Consider the following 21,424-nt stretch of genomic DNA (forward strand, 5'->3'; position numbering starts at 1 on the left):
CGGGAGACCAGGAGGGTCTCCCGACCATCGCAGATCGCTGGGGGATGGACCTTGAGCTACTTCACCGTGGGTGACGGGCGGCTGTTCTACACCGATGAGGGCTCCGGGGGCGAGACCGTGCTCTTCGTACACGGGGGCACGTGCGACTCGCATGACTGGGCCGCACAACTGGACCCGTTCGCCGCCCGGCATCGGGTGATCGCTCCGGATCTTCGCGGCCACGGCCGGTCGTCACAGGCCGCGGGGGGCTTCACTCCGCATGACTTCGCGGGCGACCTCGCCCTGCTGCTCGACGGCCTCGGCACCGGGCCCGTCGTGGTGGTGGGCCACTCGCTGGGAGCGGCCGCCGCCTCGGTGCTCGCCGTCGAACGCCCGGACCTCGTCCGCGCAGTCGTCGCCGTCGACCCTGCCTACGGGTTCGACGCCGAGTTCGCCGCGGGCGTCGCGGCGGCCTTCCGCGGCCCCGACCCGGTCTCCGTGGCCGTCGCCGTGCTGGGCGGCATGGAAGGCCTTCAGGTGGAGCCCGCGCTTGAATGGCTACCGACCTGGCACCGCCGCCGGGTGCTGGGCACCTCCCCCGAGACGGTCTCCGGAGTGTTCCTCGGCCTGTTCGAACCCAACGAGGTGACGCTCCGTCCCGCCGCCGATGACTATCTGCGCCGCCGGGCCTGCCCGGTGCTGACCGTGTCCGCGAACGCCTCCCTGAAGGCGAAGGGCATCGACCTCGACTGGGAGGAGTCGGTCAGCCCGCATCCGTACAGCACGGCGGTGGCCTGGGACGGGGTCGGCCACTGGATCCAGCAGGAACGGGCGGCGGAGTTCAACGCGCTGGTCCTCGACTGGATGGCCGGGCTGCCCGGGACGGAGGACACGAGGTGACGGGCGATTCGACGTATGTGCTCGGCAGCACGGATCTCGAACATCGCCGTCTGATGGTTCAGGGGCGCGTCCTGCGCCCGTGGACCGAGCGGTTCCTGCGTGCCGCCGGTCTGCGGCCGGGCATGTCCGTCCTCGATCTCGGCTCGGGCGTGGGCGACGTGTCGCTGCTGGCGGCGGAGATCGTCGGCCCGCGCGGCCGGGTCCTGGGGGTCGACCGCGATCCGGTGGCCGTGGAGAAGGCGCGGGGGCGCGCGGCGACCGAAGGCTTCGGCGAAACGGTCACCTTCGAGGTGACGGCTCTGGAGGATCTCGCGGGGTCGCTGAGCTTCGACGCCGTCGTCGGCCGGTTCGTGCTCCTCTACCAGCGGGACCCCGCGGACGTGTTGCGGAAGTTCACCCGCTTTCTGCGTCCCGGCGGCATCGTGGCCTTCCACGAGATCGACCTGACGAACGAGAACAGCAGTTGGCCGCCATGCCCGACCTGGGACGACAGCTATCAGCTGCTCGCCGAGGTCTACTGGGCCCATGGGACGCCTCCGGACTTCGGGCGGCGCCTGAACCGGACCTTCCTGGACGCGGGCCTGCCCGGCCCCGAGATCGAGGCCGTGGGCATCGTCGGCGCGGACGAGGGATCGCCTCTGTTCGACTGGATGGCCCAATCGCTGCGGAGCCTCAAGCCGGCGCTGAGGAAATGGGACCTCGCCCTTCCTGAAGGCCTCGACCTCGACGAGGGGCTGGCGGACGCGTTACGCAAGGCCGTGTTCGCGCAGGGAAGCCAGGTCATGGGGCCGATCCAGTACGGGGCCTGGACACGCATTCCGTAGAGCTGAACCAGTGTGCGTGTGCGGCCGGTGGTTTCGCGCCGCCGGCTGTACACGTGCCGTGCGCGATGCGCGTGACCGATATGCGACCCATGCCGCAATAGATAAGTTCGAGTCACATGCGCATTAATGATGTTGTTTTGTCACTTTGGAACGATATTCTGCTGCCTCTCTCCGCCCCCCATTGAAGAGGCAGCCTTGCGCCGTACTCTCCTGGGCCTGCTCGGCGTCCTCATGGCAGTGAGCCTGGCAGCCCCGTCCGCCCATGCAGACACGACGAAGATCAGAACCTGGATCAGGTTCACTCCCGGCGTCTACCTGACCTATGACCGGACGGCCACCGTCACCGGAACGGTCGGGACATATCTGCCCAAGGGCGGTGGCGCCCCACTGGCCGACCAGACGGTATTGATCAACTGCAGTAACGGCGGCTGCCCGTTCCACGAGGTGACGACCGACGCAGCCGGGAACTTCACCGTCGAAGTGCACGGCGATCAGGGGATCGACGTGACTGCGCAGGTGTCCGACACCGATGCCCTTGAAGAATCGATAGCGACGACCTGGATAGAGCCGAAGACGTTCGCCTGGCTCGAAGCGTCGTTCAGCCCGGCGGCGATCCCGCCCTCCCGTACGACCACCCTCTCGGGCAGGCTCAGGTACCTCGGGCGCGACGAAGTCACCTGGAAGCCGCTGCCGGGACGAACGATTCACATCGAAGGGGCGGGGATCAGCACTGAGGCCACGACCGGCGCGGACGGCTCCTTCTCCAAGAAGGTGACGTTCCCGAAGATGCCGGCGCCCGCCTTCCCCATGTCGAGTGTGCCGGTCGAATTCTGGTGGACTCCGACCACGACGATCGACAAGACCTTCTTCGACAGGGACGCCACCATGTCGGCCGACGTCTACCCTGCGAAGGTCACGTCGATCGTCGATTTCGGCGGCCTGCTGAACCCCTCAGGCACGGTGACGCTGAAGGGCGGGGTCGCCGGAGAGGTGAACAAGCTCCCGCTCAAGATCCAGTACAGCAAGGACGGCTCCACCAACTGGACGGACCTCCGGACCATCCAGGCCCAGGGGCCGTTCAGCACGACGTTCACCCCTCCTGCCGTGCCCGCGTACTACCGCGCGCAGATCGTGACCGCCGACAACTACCTCGGCTCGACCAGCCGTGTCGTGAAGGTCGGCACCTCGGTCACCTCGGTCGGCGGTTTCACCGCCTCGGTGAACGCGAATCACGTGGCGACGGTGCGAGGGACGGTCGGTCCGAGCGGACTGAAGGTGCCGGTGCGGATCGAGTACTCCTCCAACGGCAAGACCGGGTGGCACACGGCCAAGGTCCTGACCGCGGGCGGGGCGTTCTCCACGACGCTCAAGACGCCTCTGAACACGGGGTACTACCGGGCCGAGATCCTTTCGGCGAAGTACTACAAGGGCTCGACGAGCCGGGTGGTCAAGGCCGGGCGGACGCCGACCCGGATCGCCGGGGTGAAGGTGTCGGCGACCAGGGTCAAGAAGAACACCTACTTCACGATCAAGGGCACCCTGCAGCGGTACCTGTCGGGCTGGAAGGGGTTCAAGGGCCAGCGAGTCCGGCTCGTCTTCCACATCAAGGGCAGCAAGGCCCTCCACCTGTACGCCCGGCCCCTCACCGGCACCGGCGGGAAGTTCACCGCCAAGATCAAGGCCACCCGAGAGGCCTACTGGACCACCACCTACCTGGGCGCGACCGGCTACTACGCCTACAACTCCCCCAAGTACATCCGCGTCACTCTCCGCTGAACCACACCACGCGGGGCTCTGGAGGTGCCTTCCTCCGGAGCCCGACGCCTTCGTAACATCACAAAGGGGGACCTGTGGGGTCATCCACCCACGTTCCGACCGAGGCGCCACGTGGCCGAGGCCGTTCCAATCTCGCCGCCCGAGCGGCGGCCATCGCACTGGCGATCGCCGTCACGGCCGTGCCGCTCGGCGCGAGCGCACCGCAGGCCCAGGCCGCGGCGGCCCAGGAGATCGTGATCACGCCGGACAGCGGCAAGATCGTAGGCTTGAACCTCTCCCGTGGCGTCGTCCGCACGGTGAACGATCTCGAGGGCACGTTGTTCCTGAGCGAACAGAACATCCGCACCGGAAAGGTGCCGGTCCTCGGAAGATGGACCCCGCCCGGGAAGTCGATTTCCTCCGCAGTCCGATGTGCGCCGGGCCTGGACTGCGTCCGGGCCGTGGACGGCAATTATTACGGGGTCTCCTATCTGATCGTGTCCGGCGGGCACACCACGCTCGAGACCGACGTGGCGCCCGGGAGCGCCCTCGCCACGCGAACCCCGGTGCCCGGCATCGGTGGCCAGGTGAGAGATGCCTCTCCTGATTTCGTGGTGGTCGACGGAGGCACGCCGAAGAGGCAGTACTTGGTCGCCTCCGACTTCCACGAGGTGACTCGCAGCCGTCCGGTGCAAGCTGCCGCGGTCTGGTACGAAACCTTGTGGAGCGCGTCCACGAGCACTCCAGGCACGCTGATCGCCGAACTGTACCCGGACCGGCCCACTCCCAGAGCGCCGAGCCGTACGGTGCGGACCGGCGTGTCCTGTGTGCCCACCGAACTGGAGGCGACCGCCCGCTGGCTCTACTGGTCATGCGGGTACGGCAAGCAGGCCGGAGTGTACGACCTGACGAAGAACCGCGGCTTCAGGGTGCCCTCGGGTCAGGCCCTGCTCGGCGACGGCTACGTCGTGCGGCATGACCGGGCGACGGGAACACTCAAGCTGACCGACTTCCACACCGGCGCCCCGGTCGCGGAGCGGACCATCGCCACGCTTCCCGCCGGGAAGGTGGCCGACGAGCGCAGGATCACCTGGGCCGTGGACAAGTACGGCGGCCACATCGCCTACCTGGACGGCGCGGGCCGCGTGCATGTAATGGCAGACGGGGTGCCGGACTCCGCGCCGGTGATCGCCCAAGAGAGCAGCAACCTGCGCGTCACGCCGGGGGACAAGTACTTCGGGCTTTGGTCGGACGCGATCTACCTGAGCCGCCCGGTGGATTCCTGGCAGGTGCAAATCGCCAACCGAATCACCAAGCGTCTGGTTGCGACATCTGATGGTGGCGCCGAACCCGGGCCCCCATACATCTACCCCTCCTGGAACGGCAAGGATCCGAAGGGCGCGGTCGTCGACAGCGGGACCTACACCTGGGAGTTGACCGTCAAGTACGGCGGAGGAACCCTTCCCGTGAAGGTCGGGAGCGGCGTGCTCCAGGTGGACTGCGGCCGACTGCTGACCCATGTCTATGACTGCGATGGCATCCCCGACCTGCTGGCCATCCGCACGAACGGCACGACCTACTCATGGACGGGGCTCACCACCGGGACCCTGCGCAACGTGGGCCACACCGCGACCTGGCCGGCCTCATCCACGCTGGTGCCGATCGGCGACCTCAACGGCGATAGGAAGGCGGATCTGCTGGTCCGCGACTCCAAGGGCAACGTGCGCATCTACTGGGGCAGGGGTGACGGCGCCTTCGCCCCGTCGTACAAGTCGACCGCGATCAGCACCGGGTGGAACAGGTACAACGTGCTGACCTCCCCCGGCGACCTGACCGGTGACGGGCGGGACGACCTGGTCGTCCGCGACACTGCGGGGGTGCTGTGGCTCTACCCCGCCAACAGCAGGAGCGGATACAACACCCGAATCAAGATCGGCTCCGGGCAGGGCGGCTACACCGCCATGGTCGGCGTCGGCGACCTCAACGGCGACGGCAGAGGCGACCTGGTGGCCCGCGACGCCGCAGGCAACCTCTACCGGATGCTCGGCGCCAACGGCCGCTTCGGCGCACGCGTCAAGATCGGTGCGGGCTTCAAGGCCTACAACGCCATCATCGGCATCGGCGACCTCAACCAGGACGGCAAAAACGACCTGCTGACCCGGGACAGCGCAGGCAACCTCTACCGCTACTCCGGCAACGGCAAGGGCGCGATCAGCACCAAGGTCAAGATCGGCTCTGGCTGGAACACCTACAAGAAGCTCGTCTGAGACCCGCGGCTCCGGGCCGGGCACGTCACTCGACGTGCCCGGCTCGCGCCGTTTCTGAGGGTTGACGCTCGATCAACTTGCTGGTGACAATGTGGCCCCAAGCGTCTCTCGCGTAAGCCGGTCGGCACCCGGCGGACGTGGGAGAACAACTCGATGTATGACGTGGTCGGCGCACGTGTTCGGTACCGGAAAGGATCGGCCCCGCGCTTGTCCCGACTCATGCGTTCTTCTCCTGCGCCATCCGCGACCACGACCGGGGCCGCGCGCCGACGGTTCGGCCGGCTGTCCCTCATGTTCCTCACGGCTCTCCTCAGTGGCGCCGTCCTGACGACCCTGTCGTCCTCTCCCGCGGCGGCCCACGGCCAACTGGGCATGACGAATCCCGCGAAGGACAGCACGGTCAGGGACCCGCTTGAGGCGGTCTTCCTCTACTTCACCGAGCCGCCCGCGCCCACCTCGTACTTCACGGTCACCACGCCGAGCGGCGTCCGGGTGGACCGGCAGTGGCTGACGGACGAGCCCAAGCGGCTCGACGAACCGGTCCGCGAGGACCACCTCATCGACGGCGTATGGGAGCCGAAGCTCTACCACACCGGATATCCCGCGAAGATCCCCGTGGCGTACTGGCCCGAGCAGGGCGTCTACACCGCGAAGTACATGACGATCGCGTCGGACGGTGAGCACGTCCAGGGACAGGTCAGGTTCACCTACAAGGGCAGGATGACGGCGGCCCCCAAGGGCTGGCAGGCGCCGACGAACCAGCCGGACGCCGCCCTGCTCGCCGCGACCGGCACCGGGGCGGCGGCGGGGCCACAGGCCGGGGGGACGACGTCTCCCACTCCGACCGCGGGCTGCACTCCGCAGGGCGTACCGGAGACCGGGTGCGACACGGGCGCTCCGTCGCCCGCGGCGGCTGCGCAGACCGCGGCCGAGGACGACTCCGACACCGGCGTGCTGGTCTGGCTGATCCCCGCCGTCCTCGTCGTGGCCGCCGGGTTCATGGTGGTCAGGGCCGCGCGGCGCCCCTCACCCGATGGCGCGCCTCCTGCCCGGCGAGTCCCCGGCCCGCCAGGAAGGTCACCTTTGGCCCAGCGCGCTGACGCGCCGCGAAGCGCTGGACGCGGCAAGGCCGCCAAGAGACGTTGAACCCCCGTTTCTCCCGTCCGTACAGGGATCTTCCCTCCTTCTCCTCAGGAGAGCAGTCATGACGCCCGCCCCTGCCCGTCTCCGTTCCCTGCTCTCCGGCCTCGTGCTCGGCGCCGCCCTCCTGGGAGGCGTGTCCGCCTGCTCGGGATCGAGCGCCGACACCGCCCCCGCCTCCGCCACCGTGGGGGTCAAGGAGATCAACGTGACGATCGCCGCGAAGAGCGTGACACCGCCCCCGGGCCGGATCGACGTGACCAAGGGCCAGACCGTGCGGATAACCGTGACCAGTGACGTGGCCGACGAGGCGCACGTGCACGGCTACGACAAGGGCGCGAGCCTGCAGCCCGGCACCCCGGCCACGATCGAGTTCGTCGCCGACCAGGACGGTCTGTTCGAGGTCGAGACGCACGAGTCGGGCCTGCAGTTGTTCCAGCTCGCGGTTCGCTAGGACGCGCGGTGCTGCTGGCTCACGGCGTCGGCGGGCGTCAGGACCTGCCGATCCCGTTCTCCGCCGCACTCGCGGGTGCGATCATCGCGCTGCTGGTGTCGTTCGCGGCGCTCGGCGTCCTGTGGACCGAACCCCGCCTGGGCGGGACGCTCGCGCGCGTTCGGCCGTTGTCCGGCCTGTTCCAGCGGGCGGTCTCCTCGAACGGCTGGGCCTGGACCTGGCGGATCGTGGGGCTCGTCGTCGCCGCGTACTTCTGCGTGGGGCTCGTCTTCGGTCCCGACGACGTGGACAACCCGACAGCCGGCGCCTTCTACGTGCTGTTCTGGGTCGGCCTCGTGCCGCTGTCGCTGCTGCTCGGGCCGGTGTGGCGGGCCCTCAACCCGCTGCGGACGCTGCACCTGCTGGCGTCCAGAGCGCTGCGGCGTGACCCCGACGCCGGGCTGCGGCCGCTGCCCGACGGGGTCGGCTACTGGCCGGCCGCCGCGGGGCTGTTCGCGTTCGTCTGGCTGGAACTGGTCGCCCCCGACCGGGCCACCCTGCCCGTCATCGGGATCTGGCTGGGCGCGTACGCCGTGATCATGCTGACGGGGGCGGTGGTCTTCGGGGCGCGGTGGTTCGACAAGGCGGACGCGTTCGAGGCCTACAGCGACCTCATCGGCAGGCTCGCCCCCGTGGTGAGGCGGGACGACGGCCAGGTGGCATGGCGGAACTCCCTCGACGGGATGTCCGGGCTGCGGCCTGCTCCCGGTCTGCCGGTGCTCGTGGTGATGCTTCTCGGCTCGACGATGTACGACAGCCTCTCCGGGGCCCCGGTCTGGGTGCGGTTCGTGCAGGACAGCCCGCTGCCCGCTCCCGTCGTCGGCACGGCGGGCCTCGTCCTCGTCATCGGCCTCGTGCTCGGGGCGTTCCTCGGCACGACCGCCCTGGCCGGGCGACGTGGCGCGACCGAGCCTCGCGTCATGGCGGGCGAGCTCGCCCACTCGATCGTGCCGATCGCCGTCGGCTATCTGATCGCGCACTACTACACGCTCTTCCTGCTCGAAGGGCAGCGGACGATCGCGCTGCTCTCCGATCCTCTGGTCACCGGCGCCGACTGGCTGGGCACGGCCGGCTGGACCGTCGGCGGCCTGGGCAACACCCCCGCCGGCATCGCCATGCTCCAGGTGACGGTCATCATCATCGGCCACGTGCTCGGGACGGTGCTGGCCCACGACCGCGCGCTGGCGCTGCTCCCGCGGCGCACCGCGGTCACGGGCCAGATCCCCCTGTTGGCGCTGATGGTGCTCTACACCGTGATGGGGTTGCTGCTCCTGTTCGCCGCATGAAGCCGTCCGGACATTCCACATAGGCGTCGAAGGAATGGCCGGAATTGCGATCGCCCCATTCCCCTAATCGGGCGATCGCTTTTCATGTCATCTCACCTCAGTTTTCCCAGCACTTTCATTGCGGTGAGGAATATTCGTCAGAAACCGCTATATGACGAAAGCCGCCAATAAGGGAGCATTGCGATCGGGAGACGGGGAGGTGCCTTGACGAGTTTCGTGAAGGCTCATGACGGACGGACGCTGGCAGTCGACGAGAGGGGTGAGCCCGACGGGAGCCCGGTCTTCCTGTTACACGGCACACCGGGGAGCAGGCTGGGGCCGTTTCCGCGCGCGTCGGTCCTCTATCGGCTCGGCATCAGGCTGATCAGCTACGACCGGCCCGGATACGGCCTGTCCGACCGGAGGAGGGGCCGTACCGTGGCGGACGCCGCGGCGGACGTGGAGGCCATCGCCGACGCCCTGCACATCGACTCCTTCGCGGTGATCGGCCGCTCCGGAGGGGCCCCGCACGCGCTGGCCTGCGCCGGACTGCTGCCCGAGAGGACGACGCGGGTGGCCGCCCTCGTTCCGCTGGCGCCCCGGGAGGCCGAAGGGCTGGACTGGTTCAACGGCATGACGCCGTCCAACGTGATCACGTACAAGGCCGCGGAGACCGGTCACGCCGCCATGATGGAACTGCTCTCTCCCGACGCGGAGCAGATCCGAGCGGATCCGACCCGGCTCGTGCCCGCCCTCGACGACGACCTTCCCGAGCCGGACAGGTACGTCATGGCGGACTTCGGAATCCGCATGATGCTCGCTCTCAATTTCGCGGAGGCCGTACGGACCTCGGCGGCGGGGTGGGTCGACGACGCGCTCGCGTTCAGCTCTCCATGGGGATTCCAACCGGCGGACATCTCCGTACCGACGCTGTTGTGGCACGGGGACGAGGACGTGTTCTCACCCGTCGACCACTCCCGCTGGCTCGGCCGGCAGATTCCCGGGGCCCACGTGGTCATTCAGGAGGGCGCCGCGCATTTCGGCGCCCTCCGCGTCATGCCCGACGTGCTGTCCTGGCTGTCGGCCGCCTGACCTCAGAACGGCTGCGGCTCGATGTCCCTGTTGGTCCGCCGCCACTCCCTGAGATAGGTCAGGGTCGGGTGGCCGTCGCCCAGGATCCGGCCGTTGACGGGGAGCAGGCGAGCGCGGATGCGCTCCGCCTGGGTGGTCCGTCCGCTGGACCACAACGTCACCGCGAGGTTGGCCTCGCAGGCGAGTGTGTCCGGGTGCGTGTCGCCGAGCTTTTCGCGGAGACCCTCGAGGGTCTGTCGTTCCAGCGCCTCGGCCTCCGGGAGGCGTTGCTCGTCGGCCAGACAGTTGGCGAGATTGATCGCCGCCGACAGGGTGAAGGGATGATCCTCCCCCAGGTGGGAGCGCAGCCCTTCGTACGATGTCCTCGCGATGCTCTCCGCCCTGTCGGTCTCGCCGGTTCCGCGCAGGTAGATCGCCAGGTTGTTCAGAGCGATATACGTCCCCGGATGGCTTTCGCCCAAAGTGTCCCGATAGATGCGGGCGATCTCGTCCGCCAGATCTCGCGCGCCCGCCTTGTCGCCCAAAGCGGACATGCAGGAGGCGAGCTCGAGCCGCGCCGCGAGTGCGTCAGGGGTGCCCGCGTACCGCTGCGTGTACCTCTCGTCCGTGTCCTTCGCCAGGTTCCACGCCTCCTGCTGCTCCCCCGCCCTGCGGAGCGAGACGGCGAGGCTCTTGGCCGCCCGCAACGTGTCCACGAAGGACTCGCCGAGTGACTCCCGATAGAGCTGCAGGGTTGTCCGCAGGAGGTCCACCGAATCGCGGTAGAGGCCGATCTCACGCAGGTCGCGAGCCAGCTGGGCGGCGGAGAACAGGGTGTAGGGATGGTTGTTGCCGAGCACCCTCATGCGGCGCTGGCGGGTGTCGTGGTCGAGGTCGCGCGCGCTCGCGGCGTCGCCGACCAGCCGGTGGCACGTCGCGAGGTTGTTGGCCGAGGAGAGGGTACGCGGGTGGTCCTGGCCGAACAGCGTCTTCCACTGCTGATAGGTCACCCGGTCCAACTCCAGCGCGCCCTGGTAGTCGCCGAGACCGCGCAGGTCGGCGCCGAGCCCGCCGGCGGTCATCAGCGTGTGCGGGTGGCGCTCCCCGACGACCTCGAGTTGCTGCTCCCGGACCCATTCGTCGAGGTCGCGCGCCTCCTCGTACTTGCCCTGCGAGCGCTTGACGTTCGCCACGTTGAACAGCAGGTGGAGCCGCTGCCTGTCGTGGATGCCGAACACGTCCTCCCAGAAGTTCGCGAGACGGTCGCCCAGCGCGAGGGCGCTGTCGAAGTCGCCGCGCTTCCAGAGGTACCGCACACGGTCGGTGAGCAACTGCCGGGTCTCCTCCTCCGTGCACTCGGTCGCACGGGAGGGCTGCAGGTGCTGCCAGATCAGGTCGTAGCGGATCCAGTTCTCCGGGTCGTCGACGTCGCCCTGACGCGGCCTCGCGCCCACGAGGATGCGATGGACCTCATGACAGGCCTGGACCTGCTCCTCCTCCGTCATCTGGCTGCGGATGACCGCCTGCACCAGCCGGTGCACCTGAATCGTGTTGTTGGCCTGGTCGGCCTTGGCCAGGGCGAACCTGCCGATCTCCTGGATCACCCGGCCGAGGACCAGCTTCTCGCGCAGGGTGTCGTCGTACGGGAGCAGCGACTCCGTCATCTCATCGCTGTACAGGAGCTGCATCGAGATCGGCTCCGGCGCGAAGAAGGCGCACAGCTGGAGCAGACGCACCGAGGCGGGCGAGCTCTCCTGGAGCTGCCCGAGCGACAGGTTCCAGGTGACGGCGACCGGGTGGGGATAGTCGGCCGGCTGGCTCAGGGACAACACCCGGGCCGCCTCCGTCTCGAGCTGCTCCAGGAAGGTCGCGGCGGGGATGCCGGTCTCCGCCAACCACGCGGCGGCCTGCTCGACGGCGAGCGGCAGGTTCCCCAGGGCCTCGGCGACCCGGATCGCCTCGGACGGAGCCAGCCCCGGCACCCGGCGGCTGAGGTGCTCCAGGCTCTCCTCCTGGCTGAAGACGTCCACCTCGAGAGGTGCCGCAACGGCCGACCACGCCTGGTTGCGCGAGGTGATCAGGATGTGGCCCGAGGAGCCGCCGGGGAAGAACCCCCTCAGGTCATCGGGATCACCGGCGTTGTCGAATATCAGCAGCCACCGGCCGTACGGCTCGCCCAGGCGCAGGGACTCGCGGACGGCGGCGACGACTTCCGCGATGTTGTCGGCGACCGGGATGTGCAGCTGACGGGCCAGCTCCTCGAACGCCGCGTTGATGCGTTCGCGATCCTCTGACGAGATCCACCAGACCAGGTCGTAGTCGGCGCGGAAGCGGTGGGCGTACTCCAGCGCCACCTGCGTCTTGCCCACCCCGCCCAGGCCGTAGAGCGCCTGTGGGAGGACCACCGCCGAACTGCCGCCTACCAACTGGTCGCGCAGCTCGTCGAGGACGGCCCCTCGTCCGGTGAAGACGGCGTTGCGGTCGGAGACGTTCCAGACCACGGGCACGCTTCCGGGGTAGCGGGCTCCGAGCCCCGCCGTGTCCAGCGCCTGCCCCTCATCCGTCCGGCCGAACGCCTTGAGCACCCGCTCAGCGGCCGAGCGCTCGGAGATCCTGGTGAGATCGGAGAGCGCGCGGTCACCGAAGGGCGAGGGGAAGTGCGATTCGGACACGCGGATCGGGATCAGCTCGCCTCGGACGGCGCCCTCGGCGTTGGTGAGCCACTGCCAGACCTCCTGGCTGCGCGAGGAGCGGACGTAGGCGTCGGAGAGCACCACGACCGTGCGGGGCGCGTCGCCCGCGAAGTCCATGGCGTCGTCGGAGTCGACCTCGCGCAGGGTCACCCGGTAGCCGTAACGGTCCAGCAGGGCGGCGATCCAGTCCGTCCACATCCGGTCCTTCGACGTGTAACTGAGGTAGACGTCGGTCGTGTGTGTGGGGTGACGGCGGGTGAAGGTGTCCAGGTAGCGGATCCGGGTGGGCTCCTCGAGGGGAGGGAAGGAGGTGACCTCCCCCTCGGTGATCATGCCGGTCAGCCGTTCGAAGGCCGCGAGTATCGAGCTGGGCCGGTTCGGTTCGTCGCCGAAGGTGGCCAGGATCTCCTCGAAGGCGTAGAAGGGCATGTACGGGATCTCCACCGCACCCCAGTACTGGTCGAGCTGCTCCTGGATCATCCCGCGCGGGAACTTGTCGAATTTACGCTTGGCCAGACTGCGTCCCGCGTCGCATTTCTCCTTCTCCCCCGTCTCGATGCGCATGGGGACGGGCAGGATGCGGATGTTGCGGTCGCCGTAACGGTCGTCGATGTGGCGCGCCACCGAGGAGGTCCCCTCGATGCCCTGGTCGGACAGGGTGAAGCAGGCCACGAGGACGTCGGGCATCTGGACGGTGCAGATCTCCGCGATGTCGCTCAATCCGGTGCGGCTGTCGATCAGCACGTAGTCGTAGCAGGCCTTCATGTCCTCGCGCAGCGCGTCGAAGAACTGCCCGCCGCCCTGGCGCTCGTAGAAGGTGTCCCAGTCGAACCCCGAGACCAGGGAGGAGTAGTCGCGGTTCTGCCGGCCGGCCGAGATGAAGTCGAGCGTTCCCTCACCGGGGAACTCGAAGTCGAGCGACACGGCATGCGGTTCGACCCGCGCGTACTCCCGGTGCCACTCGCGCGATCGGACCTCCCGTTTCATCGCCGCCCACTGGTAGGTCGTGATGAGGTCGATGACTCCCGAGGTGGTCGCCACCAGCCCGCTGTCCAGGAACGGCCGGTAGAACTTGTGCAGGCCGGGTGACTCCAGGTCCCAGTCGACGACCAGGACCCGCTTGCCGCTGCTGGCGAGGATCCACGCCGTGTTCGCCAGCGCCATCGTGCGTCCGGTGCCGCCTTTGTACGAGTAGAAGGTGACGATCCGGCCCTCGCTCATCGCTACTCCTCTGGCCCGATCAGCCGGGGTCTGTCGACTCTCGCGCCCTCAGGGGGGTAGGCGGGCGCGTGCTTGAAGTACTGCTGGGTCGCCTTGTGCAGGGCCTCGGGCAACAGGCTCCTGAACGACTCGAGGCTCCGCACGTCCGTCTCGGCCGCCGGCTCCGCCAGTTTGTGCCCGAGAGCGTCCCTGAGATGTCCCTTCAGCCGCGGCTCGTGCTCGACGGTCTCCTGGTCGTCGCGGTTCCACGGCACCATGACGGAGATCCACTGCCGTCCTGGCCGGTTCACCGACCGCAGCGACTCCTGGCACTCCTCCTGTGTGGTGGCCCAGGGATCCACGAGCATCACCCCCGGAGACTGAGGGGTCTCCGCCGCGAGTCCGCCGCCGTGATCCTCGAGGGTGCCGACGTCGGGCAGGAAGCCGCGGGACCGTGCCACATCCACCGCGCAGTCGGCGAGCGGGCGCATCCCGTTGCGGCTTCGGAACGGGTCCCATTCGTACGGCGTGCGCCCGTAGTGGTAGGCGTCCCGCCCCTCGGGCAGGTGACGCAGGTCGGGGGCGACGACGGTGACGGTCACCGGGCGTTCCGGCATGTGGTCGGTGAACGCGCTCGGCACGGCCGTGTAGTCGCGGACCTTGCCGTACGGCATGGGCGACGACTCGGCCACCTCGATGATCCGCTGGGCCAGGCCCATGGTCGCCGACTGGTACTGGTTCCGGTACTTGCTGAGCTTCATGATCCCGTAGAAGCCCTCGTCCGCGTAGCGGGAGCCGAGGTCGGAGTGGTTGAACTGGATCGCCTGGGCTGCTCTCGGCAGGGTCATCGTCCGCATGGGGGCCCAGATGGCCGGCACGATCGCCACCGGCCCGGTGTGGCCCGGGACGCGTTCGAGAAAGGCCGCCCATTCCTTGCCGCAATGCACGCTCTCGAAGTAGCGCGGCGAGTACAGGGGGACGAAAACCCGGCAGCTCGAGAGGCGTTCGGAAAGCATCTGGGGCCAGTTGTCGCCGACGCGTAATTCCCGGTCCATATAGCCGGCCGATCCGGCGGGCACCCGGGTCAGATGCATGATGTGCTCACAGAGCACCTTGAACAGCTTCTCCACCCATTGGTTGGGATCGCCCGCGTCCGTGAGGTCGTAGGGCGGCACGTGCGCGTAACTCAGGAAGAAGTACGGCCCCGTGGGCTGTGCCGAGGGCTGGGGACTCGCCATCCGCCTCCTTCCGGGCTTTCACTATAGAAACACGGCCTTTGCGAGAAAAGGCCGTGATCGAGAAACCCCGGAAAAAGTGTGGGTCCTACTGCGCGCCCGACTTCGCTCGATGCCGTTCCGCCAGCTCCGCGGCCATGGCCGTCGCCTCAGCCGGAACCGGCTCCGCGAGCCAGGGCTCCACGGATCGCCGCATCCCGGCCACGAACCGCGTGCCCAGAGGCGTGAGTGCCTGCGACCCGGTGAGGGAGTCGATCGCGTCGGCGGTGTGCTTGCGCCACAGCGCGAACTGAACCTCAGGCCGGCCGCCGGCGGCGCGTCGCCGCGCTCTCCAGAAGTCGGAGACCGCCAGGTGGGCGTATGTGCCCTGCAGGAGACCCTCGAGCGGGCGGAGGTCGGGACGCCAGGGCGCGTAGTAGAGGCCCGCGTGCCCCCGGTCGTACAGGTCGACCATGTCGAGGACGGCTCCCAGCTTGACGTGCTGGAACTCGTGCATCAGCAGGAGGGCGAGCGTGGCCGGGTCCTCGGGCAGGGCGATGGCGACGGACCCGAACGCGTGCCTGGCCGCCGAACTGACGTCGCCACCGGCCGAGGGAGGGGCGAGTGGGACCACGGTGGACAGGGCGGCGCGCAACCCCGCCGCGTAGTCGGGGTGGTCCGTCTCGATCAGCGTCCAGGCGACGCTGAACGCCCGCTGCCACGCGTCGGCTTCCTCCTCGGACAGCCTTCCGGCCACCGGGTGACCGTGGCTGTGGCGGTGCGGATCGGTGTCCTCCAGCACGACGGTGAACCCGTTCGCCTCGAGCGTCCGCACCGGATGCCAGACGGCGTCCGGATGCCCCACGAGCGTGAACCGCTCGTCCTTCACGAGCAACCGGCCGTCGGAGCCCGGCGCCGCTTCGAACGCGCCCAACGTGGGGAGGTGGAACACCCCGTCCACGTCCTGCAGCACGATCTCCGCGTCGACGCCCGCCCTGACGGCGGCCGCTGCCGCGATATTCGCGAGGTAGCCGAGATGCCCCCCGCCGGTCAGGCACCGGGCGGCCCACTCCCTGACGTACGGATGGTCCAGCACCGTGTCGACGGCGCCGCGGTGTTCCGCGTCGAGCCGGGTCAGCAGGTCCCATCCGTCCGCGGCGGAGCCATGGGTGTGCACTCCGGCCAGGAGCCCGCGGCGCAGTGTCCGCTGTCCCGCGAGAAGGTGCTTCATGTCGGCCTCGCCGCCGTGCCCGGCGGCGAGTGCCTCGATCGTGTCGTTCGGCAGGGCGTGCGTTGGCATGGCGATCCTGTGCCTGACATGAGTGATGAGCTTGAGGAGATCGGCCGAGTAGACACTCGGATTCGCGAAGGCGGAGCCCGTCCGGTAGCGGTGCGCGTACAGGCCGCCGCCGCAACTGTCGACGACCGGGCACGCCCGGCACGTGTCGCACAATCCGCCGAGCCCCTGCTGCCGGGCCAGGATGCCGGTGTGGGCGGCCACGGCGTCGAGGTCGTCGGTGACGACGTTCAGCCCGGTCGAGGGCGCCCCGTCGAAGGCGACCTTCAGGGAGTCGGCCTGCTCGTAGGCCCCGTCCGTCTCGATGACGACGAGGTCGGTCGGTTCGAGGCCGAGCGACTCGGTGAGGCTGGACTCTCCCCGGCTGGTGCGCAGGATGGACTCGAACATGCGCACCGGCACCCTGGCCCCCTCTTCGAGCCAGACGTCGAAGATCTGGATGAGCCAGTCGGCGTACGCGGTCGCGGTGGGCCGCGGAGGCGGTGCGTCCCAGGTCGCGTGCGGGAGCAGGAAGTCGATGCGCGGCGGATCCAGCTCGGCCAGCGCCCGGTAGACGGCGAGCGGGTCGTTGGCGACGTCCATCGTGCACAGCAGACCCGCGTACAGGTCGCGACGCCTGCGCAGCAGCTCGACGGCCCGGATCACCCGGTCGTAACTGCTGCGGCCGTCGGCGTAGCGGCGGTGCCTGTCGTTGGCCACCCGGTCGCCGTCGAGCGAGACGCCGACCAGCACACTGTGCTCGGCGAAGAGGTCGAGGAAGGCGTCGTCCAGCAGCACGCCGTTGGTGTGCACCCGGAGGTCGAGATCGCACAACCCGTCGAGCTGGCCGCGCAGTTCGGCGATGACGCGTCCCAGCTTGGCCCGGCCCGCGAGAAGCGGTTCACCGCCATGGAGCACGACGTGGACCCGATCGAGCCCGTGCCGCTTGACATGCTCCGCCATCCGGCTGGCCGCCCAGGCGACCGTTTCATCCGAAATGACTTTCGGACGCACCTGCCATGATTGATCGGCATGTTCGTAGACATAACAGTGATCACAGGCGAGATCGCATCGGCTGTGTACTTTGAGGACGAACTGCCGGAATGGCATGAAGGGCCCGTTCACCGGCCCCCCAGAGGTCAGATCGACGAGTTGAAAGCCGCCACGGAGACCGACTCGACGGCCACGGCCTCCGGAAGGACACGTCCAAGAATACGGTCGACATCGGACGCGGGGACGAGAGACAGTGGAATGTCCCGGAGGTCCGTGACATTCGACGCCACGGTGGACTGCATCATTGCAGTAGCGCTCATAATCCCACACCAATGCGAACGGGCATTCGAGAAATGCCGCGAGGACGGTAGGGGCCTCACGCTAGCAGGAAGTCACCCCACGACGGCTGCCCCCTGGGGTTACGACTCAGAATGCTTTGGATAGCGATCTCGCCATAAACCTCTAATTAGCATTTAGGGCACAACGCAGCCCATTCGACGCTAGATCCGTGTTTCTCGCGCATCACCGGAAAAAGGCGAAACCAGCCGGGGCGATGGAGCATGCACCGGCCCTTCGGTGACCCGCGGACGTGATCCATCGCGCGCCGGACGGCGAGTTGTCGGCGAAAGTTGACGTTCGGGCGCGATCAGGCACCTAAGGGCACGACTGACCGTTTTCGCGACGCCGGACCGTTGACAAGGTGCGACGTCCAGGGAAAACTTCTCGCGATCTCGAGGGCAAAACGATTTGCGCGACGGTGTGAGACAGGGAGAGCTGACGCCCTTCAGGCGGCAGAGCCGGATGGACCTCTTCGTCGGGCCACAGAGGGAGACACGATGACCGAGCACAGCGTCGCGGCACCCGAGTTCCCCGCACCCTGGCCGGACCGGGACGCCCTGCGGATCACCCGGGTCCGCGCGATCGTCACCGCTCCCGAGGGGCCGCCGCTGGTCGTCGTGCGGGTGGACACGAGCGAGCCCGGCCTGTACGGCCTGGGCTGCGCCACCTTCACCCAGCGCTTCCACGCCGTGGCCGCCGCGGTCGATCTGCATGTCGGGCCGCTCCTGGTCGGCCGCCACCCGGCCGACATCGAGGACATCACGCGCACGGTGCACTTCTCGTCCTACTGGCGTGGCGGCCCGGTCCTGAACAGCGCCCTGTCCGGAGTCGACCAGGCGCTGTGGGACATCGCCGGAAAGCGCGCGGGCATGCCCGTCCACGAGCTCTGGGGCGGGCGGGTGCGCGCCGCGGCCGACACCTACCTGCACGCCGGCGGGGCGACGGTGGAGGAGACGATCGAGGAGGCCGCGGCGATTCTGTCGCTGGGGTACCGGAACGTGCGGCTCCAGACGGGGGCACCCGGGCTCGGTCACTACGGTGCGCCCGGCACCCCCGGCGGCTATCCGGGCTCGCCGTACCCCGACGGCTGGGACGTGCAGGGCTACCTGCGTGAAACCCCCCTGCTGTTCGAGCGCGCCCGGCGCGAACTCGGCGAGGAGCCCGGCCTCATGCACGACGTGCACTCCCGGCTCACGCCCAAGCAGGCCGTCGCCCTGGCCAGGTCGCTGGAGCCGTACCGGCTGTTCTTCCTGGAGGACCCGATCGCGCCGGAGTTCTACGACCGCCTGCCCGAGGTGCGCGCGGCGGCGCCGATGCCCATCGCGGCGGGCGAGCAGGTCAGCTCGATCACCGACGCGGCACGGCTCGTCCGCGACGGCGGCGTCGACCTGCTGCGCCTCCACGTCTCCGCGGTCGGCGGCGCCACCCCGACGCGCAAGCTGGTCGCGCTGTGCGAGCTGACGGGCGTCGGCACGGCCTGGCACTCGCCGGCCGACGTCTCCCCGGTCGGCGCCGCCGCGAACGTGGCACTGGACGTGACGACGCCCGCCTTCCAGATCCAGGAGGGGCACGTCTACCCCGACGTCGTCCACGAGGTCTTCCCCGGAACACTCGCCCCGGTGAACGGATACCTGTATCCGAACCAGGCGCCGGGCTGGGGAATCGACCTCGACGAGAAGCTGGCGGCCGAGCATCCGCCGCTCACCCACCTTCACGAGCGCTGGTCGACCCGGGTGCGGCGGCCCGACGGCGGCATCGAGGCCCCCTGACCCGGCCGAACCGACCAGGCGCCGCCGGTAAGGCGCCGCTGTCAAGGTCACACTGACAAGGTCACACTGACAAGGCCTCAACTGACACCACCGGGCTCACACCAACGGACCGACACCGGAGGGTGCCGGGGAGCCGGCAAGGGACGTTTCGTCATCTATCCGTTGCCATCCCGTTGCATACCGGTGTCAGGCGTGTTATCACTTACGTCACGCCGAGTGCGCTGCCGGGCAGGGCCGTACGGGCGGTCTTCACTCAACCCCCCAGAGGGAGACCCCGCTCATGCCCTTCCGAAGATTCCGTCGTGCGCTGCCCGCGCTCCTCCTCGCCGCCTCGGCGCTGACCGTCGTCGGCGCCCCCGCGGCGCAGGCCGCGGGCGAGAGCGTGAACATCTGGCTCACCACCACCTCCGACGCCGGCGGCCGTACCGTCACCAGAGGACTCCAGCAGCAGGCGCCCGTGTCGTTCGCCGCCACGAGCCCCGCCGCGGCGCAGACGATCACCGTCAACGAGAACACGACCTACCAGCAGTTCGAGGGCGGCGGCGCGTCGTTCACCGACACCGCCGCCTGGCTGATGAACAGCAGCGGCGCGCTCAGCGCGAGCACCCGCACCTCGGTCATGCAGAAGCTGTTCGACCCGGTCAACGGCATCGGCCTGAGCTTCATCCGCAACCCGATGGGGTCGTCCGACCTCGCCCGCTTCAGCTACTCCTACGACGACACCTGCTGCGACCTGAACGGGTTCTCGATCAACCACGACCTCGCCGACGTGCTGCCGCTGACCAAGCAGGCCAAGGCGCTCAACCCGGCGCTCAAGATCATGGCTTCGCCGTGGAGCGCGCCGTCCTGGATGAAGGACAACGACGCCTGGAGCCAGGGCTGGCTCGAGTCGCAGTACTACGGCCTGTACGGGCAGTACTTCGCGAAGTACATCCAGGCCTACCAGGCGCAGGGCGTGCCCATCGACTACGTGTCGGTCCAGAACGAGCCCACCTGCTGCGCGGGGTACCCGTCGATGCAGTGGAACACCTCCGGCATCCAGTACTTCATCAAGAACTCGCTCTGGCCGGCCTTCCGCAGCGCGGGCATCACCACCAAGACGCTCGTCAACGACTGGAACTGGGACGCCTACAACACCTGGGCCGCCCCGCTGCTCGCCGACACCGCCATCCGCAACGACCCGCTGTTCGGCGGCGTCGCCTGGCACGGGTACGGCGGCGACGTGACCACCCAGACCACGGTGCACAACCAGTATCCGCAGGTCAACGCGTACATGACCGAGCACTCAGGCGGCGGGTGGATCGGGAATCAGCAGACCGAGGACATGAACAACCTGATCGACTACACCCGCAACTGGGACCGCAGCTGGGTCAAGTGGAGCCTCGCCGTCGACCAGTTCCACGGGCCGCACAACGGCGGGTGCGACTCGTGCACCGGCCTGATCACCGTGCAGAACGGCGGCAGCCGCAGCGGCCAGGTCGACTACACGATCGAGTACTACACGATGGGTCACCTCACCAAGTTCGTGAAGCCCGGCGCGTACCGGATCGACTCGACCGCCAACTCCGCGGTGAAGAACGTGGCGTGGAAGAACCCCGACGGGTCCAAGGCGCTCATCGCCTACAACACGACGGGGAGCACCCAGACGGTCAAGGTCAACTGGGGCGGCCAGTCGTTCACCTACAGCCTGCCCACCAAGACCTCGGCGACCTTCACATGGGCCGGGACGCAGTCGGGTGAAGGCGGCGGCGGCAAGGCCATCACCGGCTACGGCGGCAAGTGCGTGGACGTCGCCGCGGCCAACTCCGCCAACGGCACCCAGGTCCAGCTGTACACCTGCAACGGCTCCAACGCCCAGCAGTGGACCGTGGGCACGGACGGCACGATCCGCGCCCTCGGCAAGTGCCTCGACATCGCCGCCGCCAACAGCGCCAACGGCACGAAGGTACAGATCTACGACTGCAACGGCTCTGCGGCCCAGTCGTGGACCGCGAACTCCGACGGCACCCTGCGCGCCCTCGGCAAGTGCCTCGACGCCACCGGCCCCAGCTCGGCCGACGGCACCCCGCTCCAGATCTGGGACTGCACAGGCGGCCCCAACCAGAAGTGGGTCGTCCAGGCCTGACTCCACAAACCTCGACTGAGCCCTTGACTCAAGTGGTTCGGCCGGAGTTAACTACGGCTCAGTAATTATAAGGAAACCTTCCTAACAGTTGCCGGGGCTGCCCACCCGGCACCGGTGGAAG

General features: G+C 68.6%; 13 protein-coding genes. 10 read left to right on the forward strand and 3 right to left on the reverse strand.

Annotation, left to right across the window (positions count from 1 at the left end; translation table 11 throughout):
• The first annotated feature begins 51 nt into the window (after positions 1 to 51).
• From Pph01_RS21060 to Pph01_RS21095, 8 genes are all read left to right on the forward strand, one after another.
• A complete protein-coding gene (locus tag Pph01_RS21060) occupies positions 52 to 879 on the forward strand; it encodes an alpha/beta fold hydrolase (RefSeq protein ID WP_204074823.1) in 828 nt (275 codons plus the stop codon).
• Positions 876 to 1,703 (forward strand): class I SAM-dependent methyltransferase, encoded by an 828-nt coding sequence (locus tag Pph01_RS21065; RefSeq protein ID WP_204074824.1) that lies wholly within the window; start codon positions 876 to 878, stop codon positions 1,701 to 1,703. The genes Pph01_RS21060 and Pph01_RS21065 overlap by 4 nt, the downstream gene beginning before the upstream one ends.
• A 195-nt stretch (positions 1,704 to 1,898) precedes the next feature.
• Entirely contained in the window at positions 1,899 to 3,479 is a 1,581-nt protein-coding gene (locus Pph01_RS21070; RefSeq protein WP_204074825.1) for a hypothetical protein, read from the forward strand.
• Between the two features lie 74 nt (positions 3,480 to 3,553).
• Complete coding sequence (locus tag Pph01_RS21075; protein WP_204074826.1) at positions 3,554 to 5,725, forward strand: FG-GAP-like repeat-containing protein; 2,172 nt, start codon at positions 3,554 to 3,556, stop codon at positions 5,723 to 5,725.
• Between the two features lie 291 nt (positions 5,726 to 6,016).
• On the forward strand, positions 6,017 to 6,871 hold the full coding sequence (locus Pph01_RS21080; protein ID WP_204074827.1) for a copper resistance CopC family protein: 855 nt from the start codon (positions 6,017 to 6,019) through the stop codon (positions 6,869 to 6,871).
• A gap of 58 nt (positions 6,872 to 6,929) precedes the next feature.
• Complete coding sequence (locus tag Pph01_RS21085; RefSeq protein WP_204074828.1) at positions 6,930 to 7,319, forward strand: cupredoxin domain-containing protein; 390 nt, start codon at positions 6,930 to 6,932, stop codon at positions 7,317 to 7,319.
• A gap of 8 nt (positions 7,320 to 7,327) precedes the next feature.
• Positions 7,328 to 8,644, forward strand: a complete 1,317-nt coding sequence (locus Pph01_RS21090; RefSeq protein WP_204074829.1) for a hypothetical protein — start codon at positions 7,328 to 7,330, stop codon at positions 8,642 to 8,644.
• Positions 8,645 to 8,848: 204 nt separating this feature from the next.
• Entirely contained in the window at positions 8,849 to 9,715 is an 867-nt protein-coding gene (locus tag Pph01_RS21095) for an alpha/beta fold hydrolase (protein ID WP_204074830.1), read from the forward strand.
• A 2-nt stretch (positions 9,716 to 9,717) separates the two neighbouring features.
• Here Pph01_RS21095 and fxsT read toward each other — a convergent pair whose 3' ends face one another.
• The 3 genes from fxsT to Pph01_RS21110 form a co-directional block, all read right to left on the reverse strand.
• Positions 9,718 to 13,608, reverse strand: a complete 3,891-nt coding sequence (fxsT, locus tag Pph01_RS21100) for an FxSxx-COOH system tetratricopeptide repeat protein (protein ID WP_204074831.1) — start codon at positions 13,606 to 13,608, stop codon at positions 9,718 to 9,720.
• A gap of 2 nt (positions 13,609 to 13,610) precedes the next feature.
• Positions 13,611 to 14,825 carry a TIR-like protein FxsC gene (locus Pph01_RS21105; protein ID WP_204074832.1) on the reverse strand — a complete coding sequence of 405 codons (1,215 nt, stop codon included), beginning with the start codon at positions 14,823 to 14,825 and terminating at the stop codon, positions 13,611 to 13,613.
• A gap of 85 nt (positions 14,826 to 14,910) precedes the next feature.
• Entirely contained in the window at positions 14,911 to 17,187 is a 2,277-nt protein-coding gene (locus Pph01_RS21110; protein ID WP_204074833.1) for an FxsB family cyclophane-forming radical SAM/SPASM peptide maturase, read from the reverse strand.
• A 719-nt stretch (positions 17,188 to 17,906) separates the two neighbouring features.
• On the opposite strand from Pph01_RS21110, the gene Pph01_RS21115 reads away from it, so the two are divergent.
• Entirely contained in the window at positions 17,907 to 19,178 is a 1,272-nt protein-coding gene (locus Pph01_RS21115; RefSeq protein ID WP_204074834.1) for an enolase C-terminal domain-like protein, read from the forward strand.
• 280 nt (positions 19,179 to 19,458) lie between these two features.
• A complete protein-coding gene (locus tag Pph01_RS21120) occupies positions 19,459 to 21,303 on the forward strand; it encodes a ricin-type beta-trefoil lectin domain protein (RefSeq protein WP_204074835.1) in 1,845 nt (614 codons plus the stop codon).
• Positions 21,304 to 21,424: the final 121 nt, after the last annotated feature.

This window comes from Planotetraspora phitsanulokensis, from assembly GCF_016863295.1.
Taxonomy (GTDB): domain Bacteria; phylum Actinomycetota; class Actinomycetes; order Streptosporangiales; family Streptosporangiaceae; genus Planotetraspora; species Planotetraspora phitsanulokensis.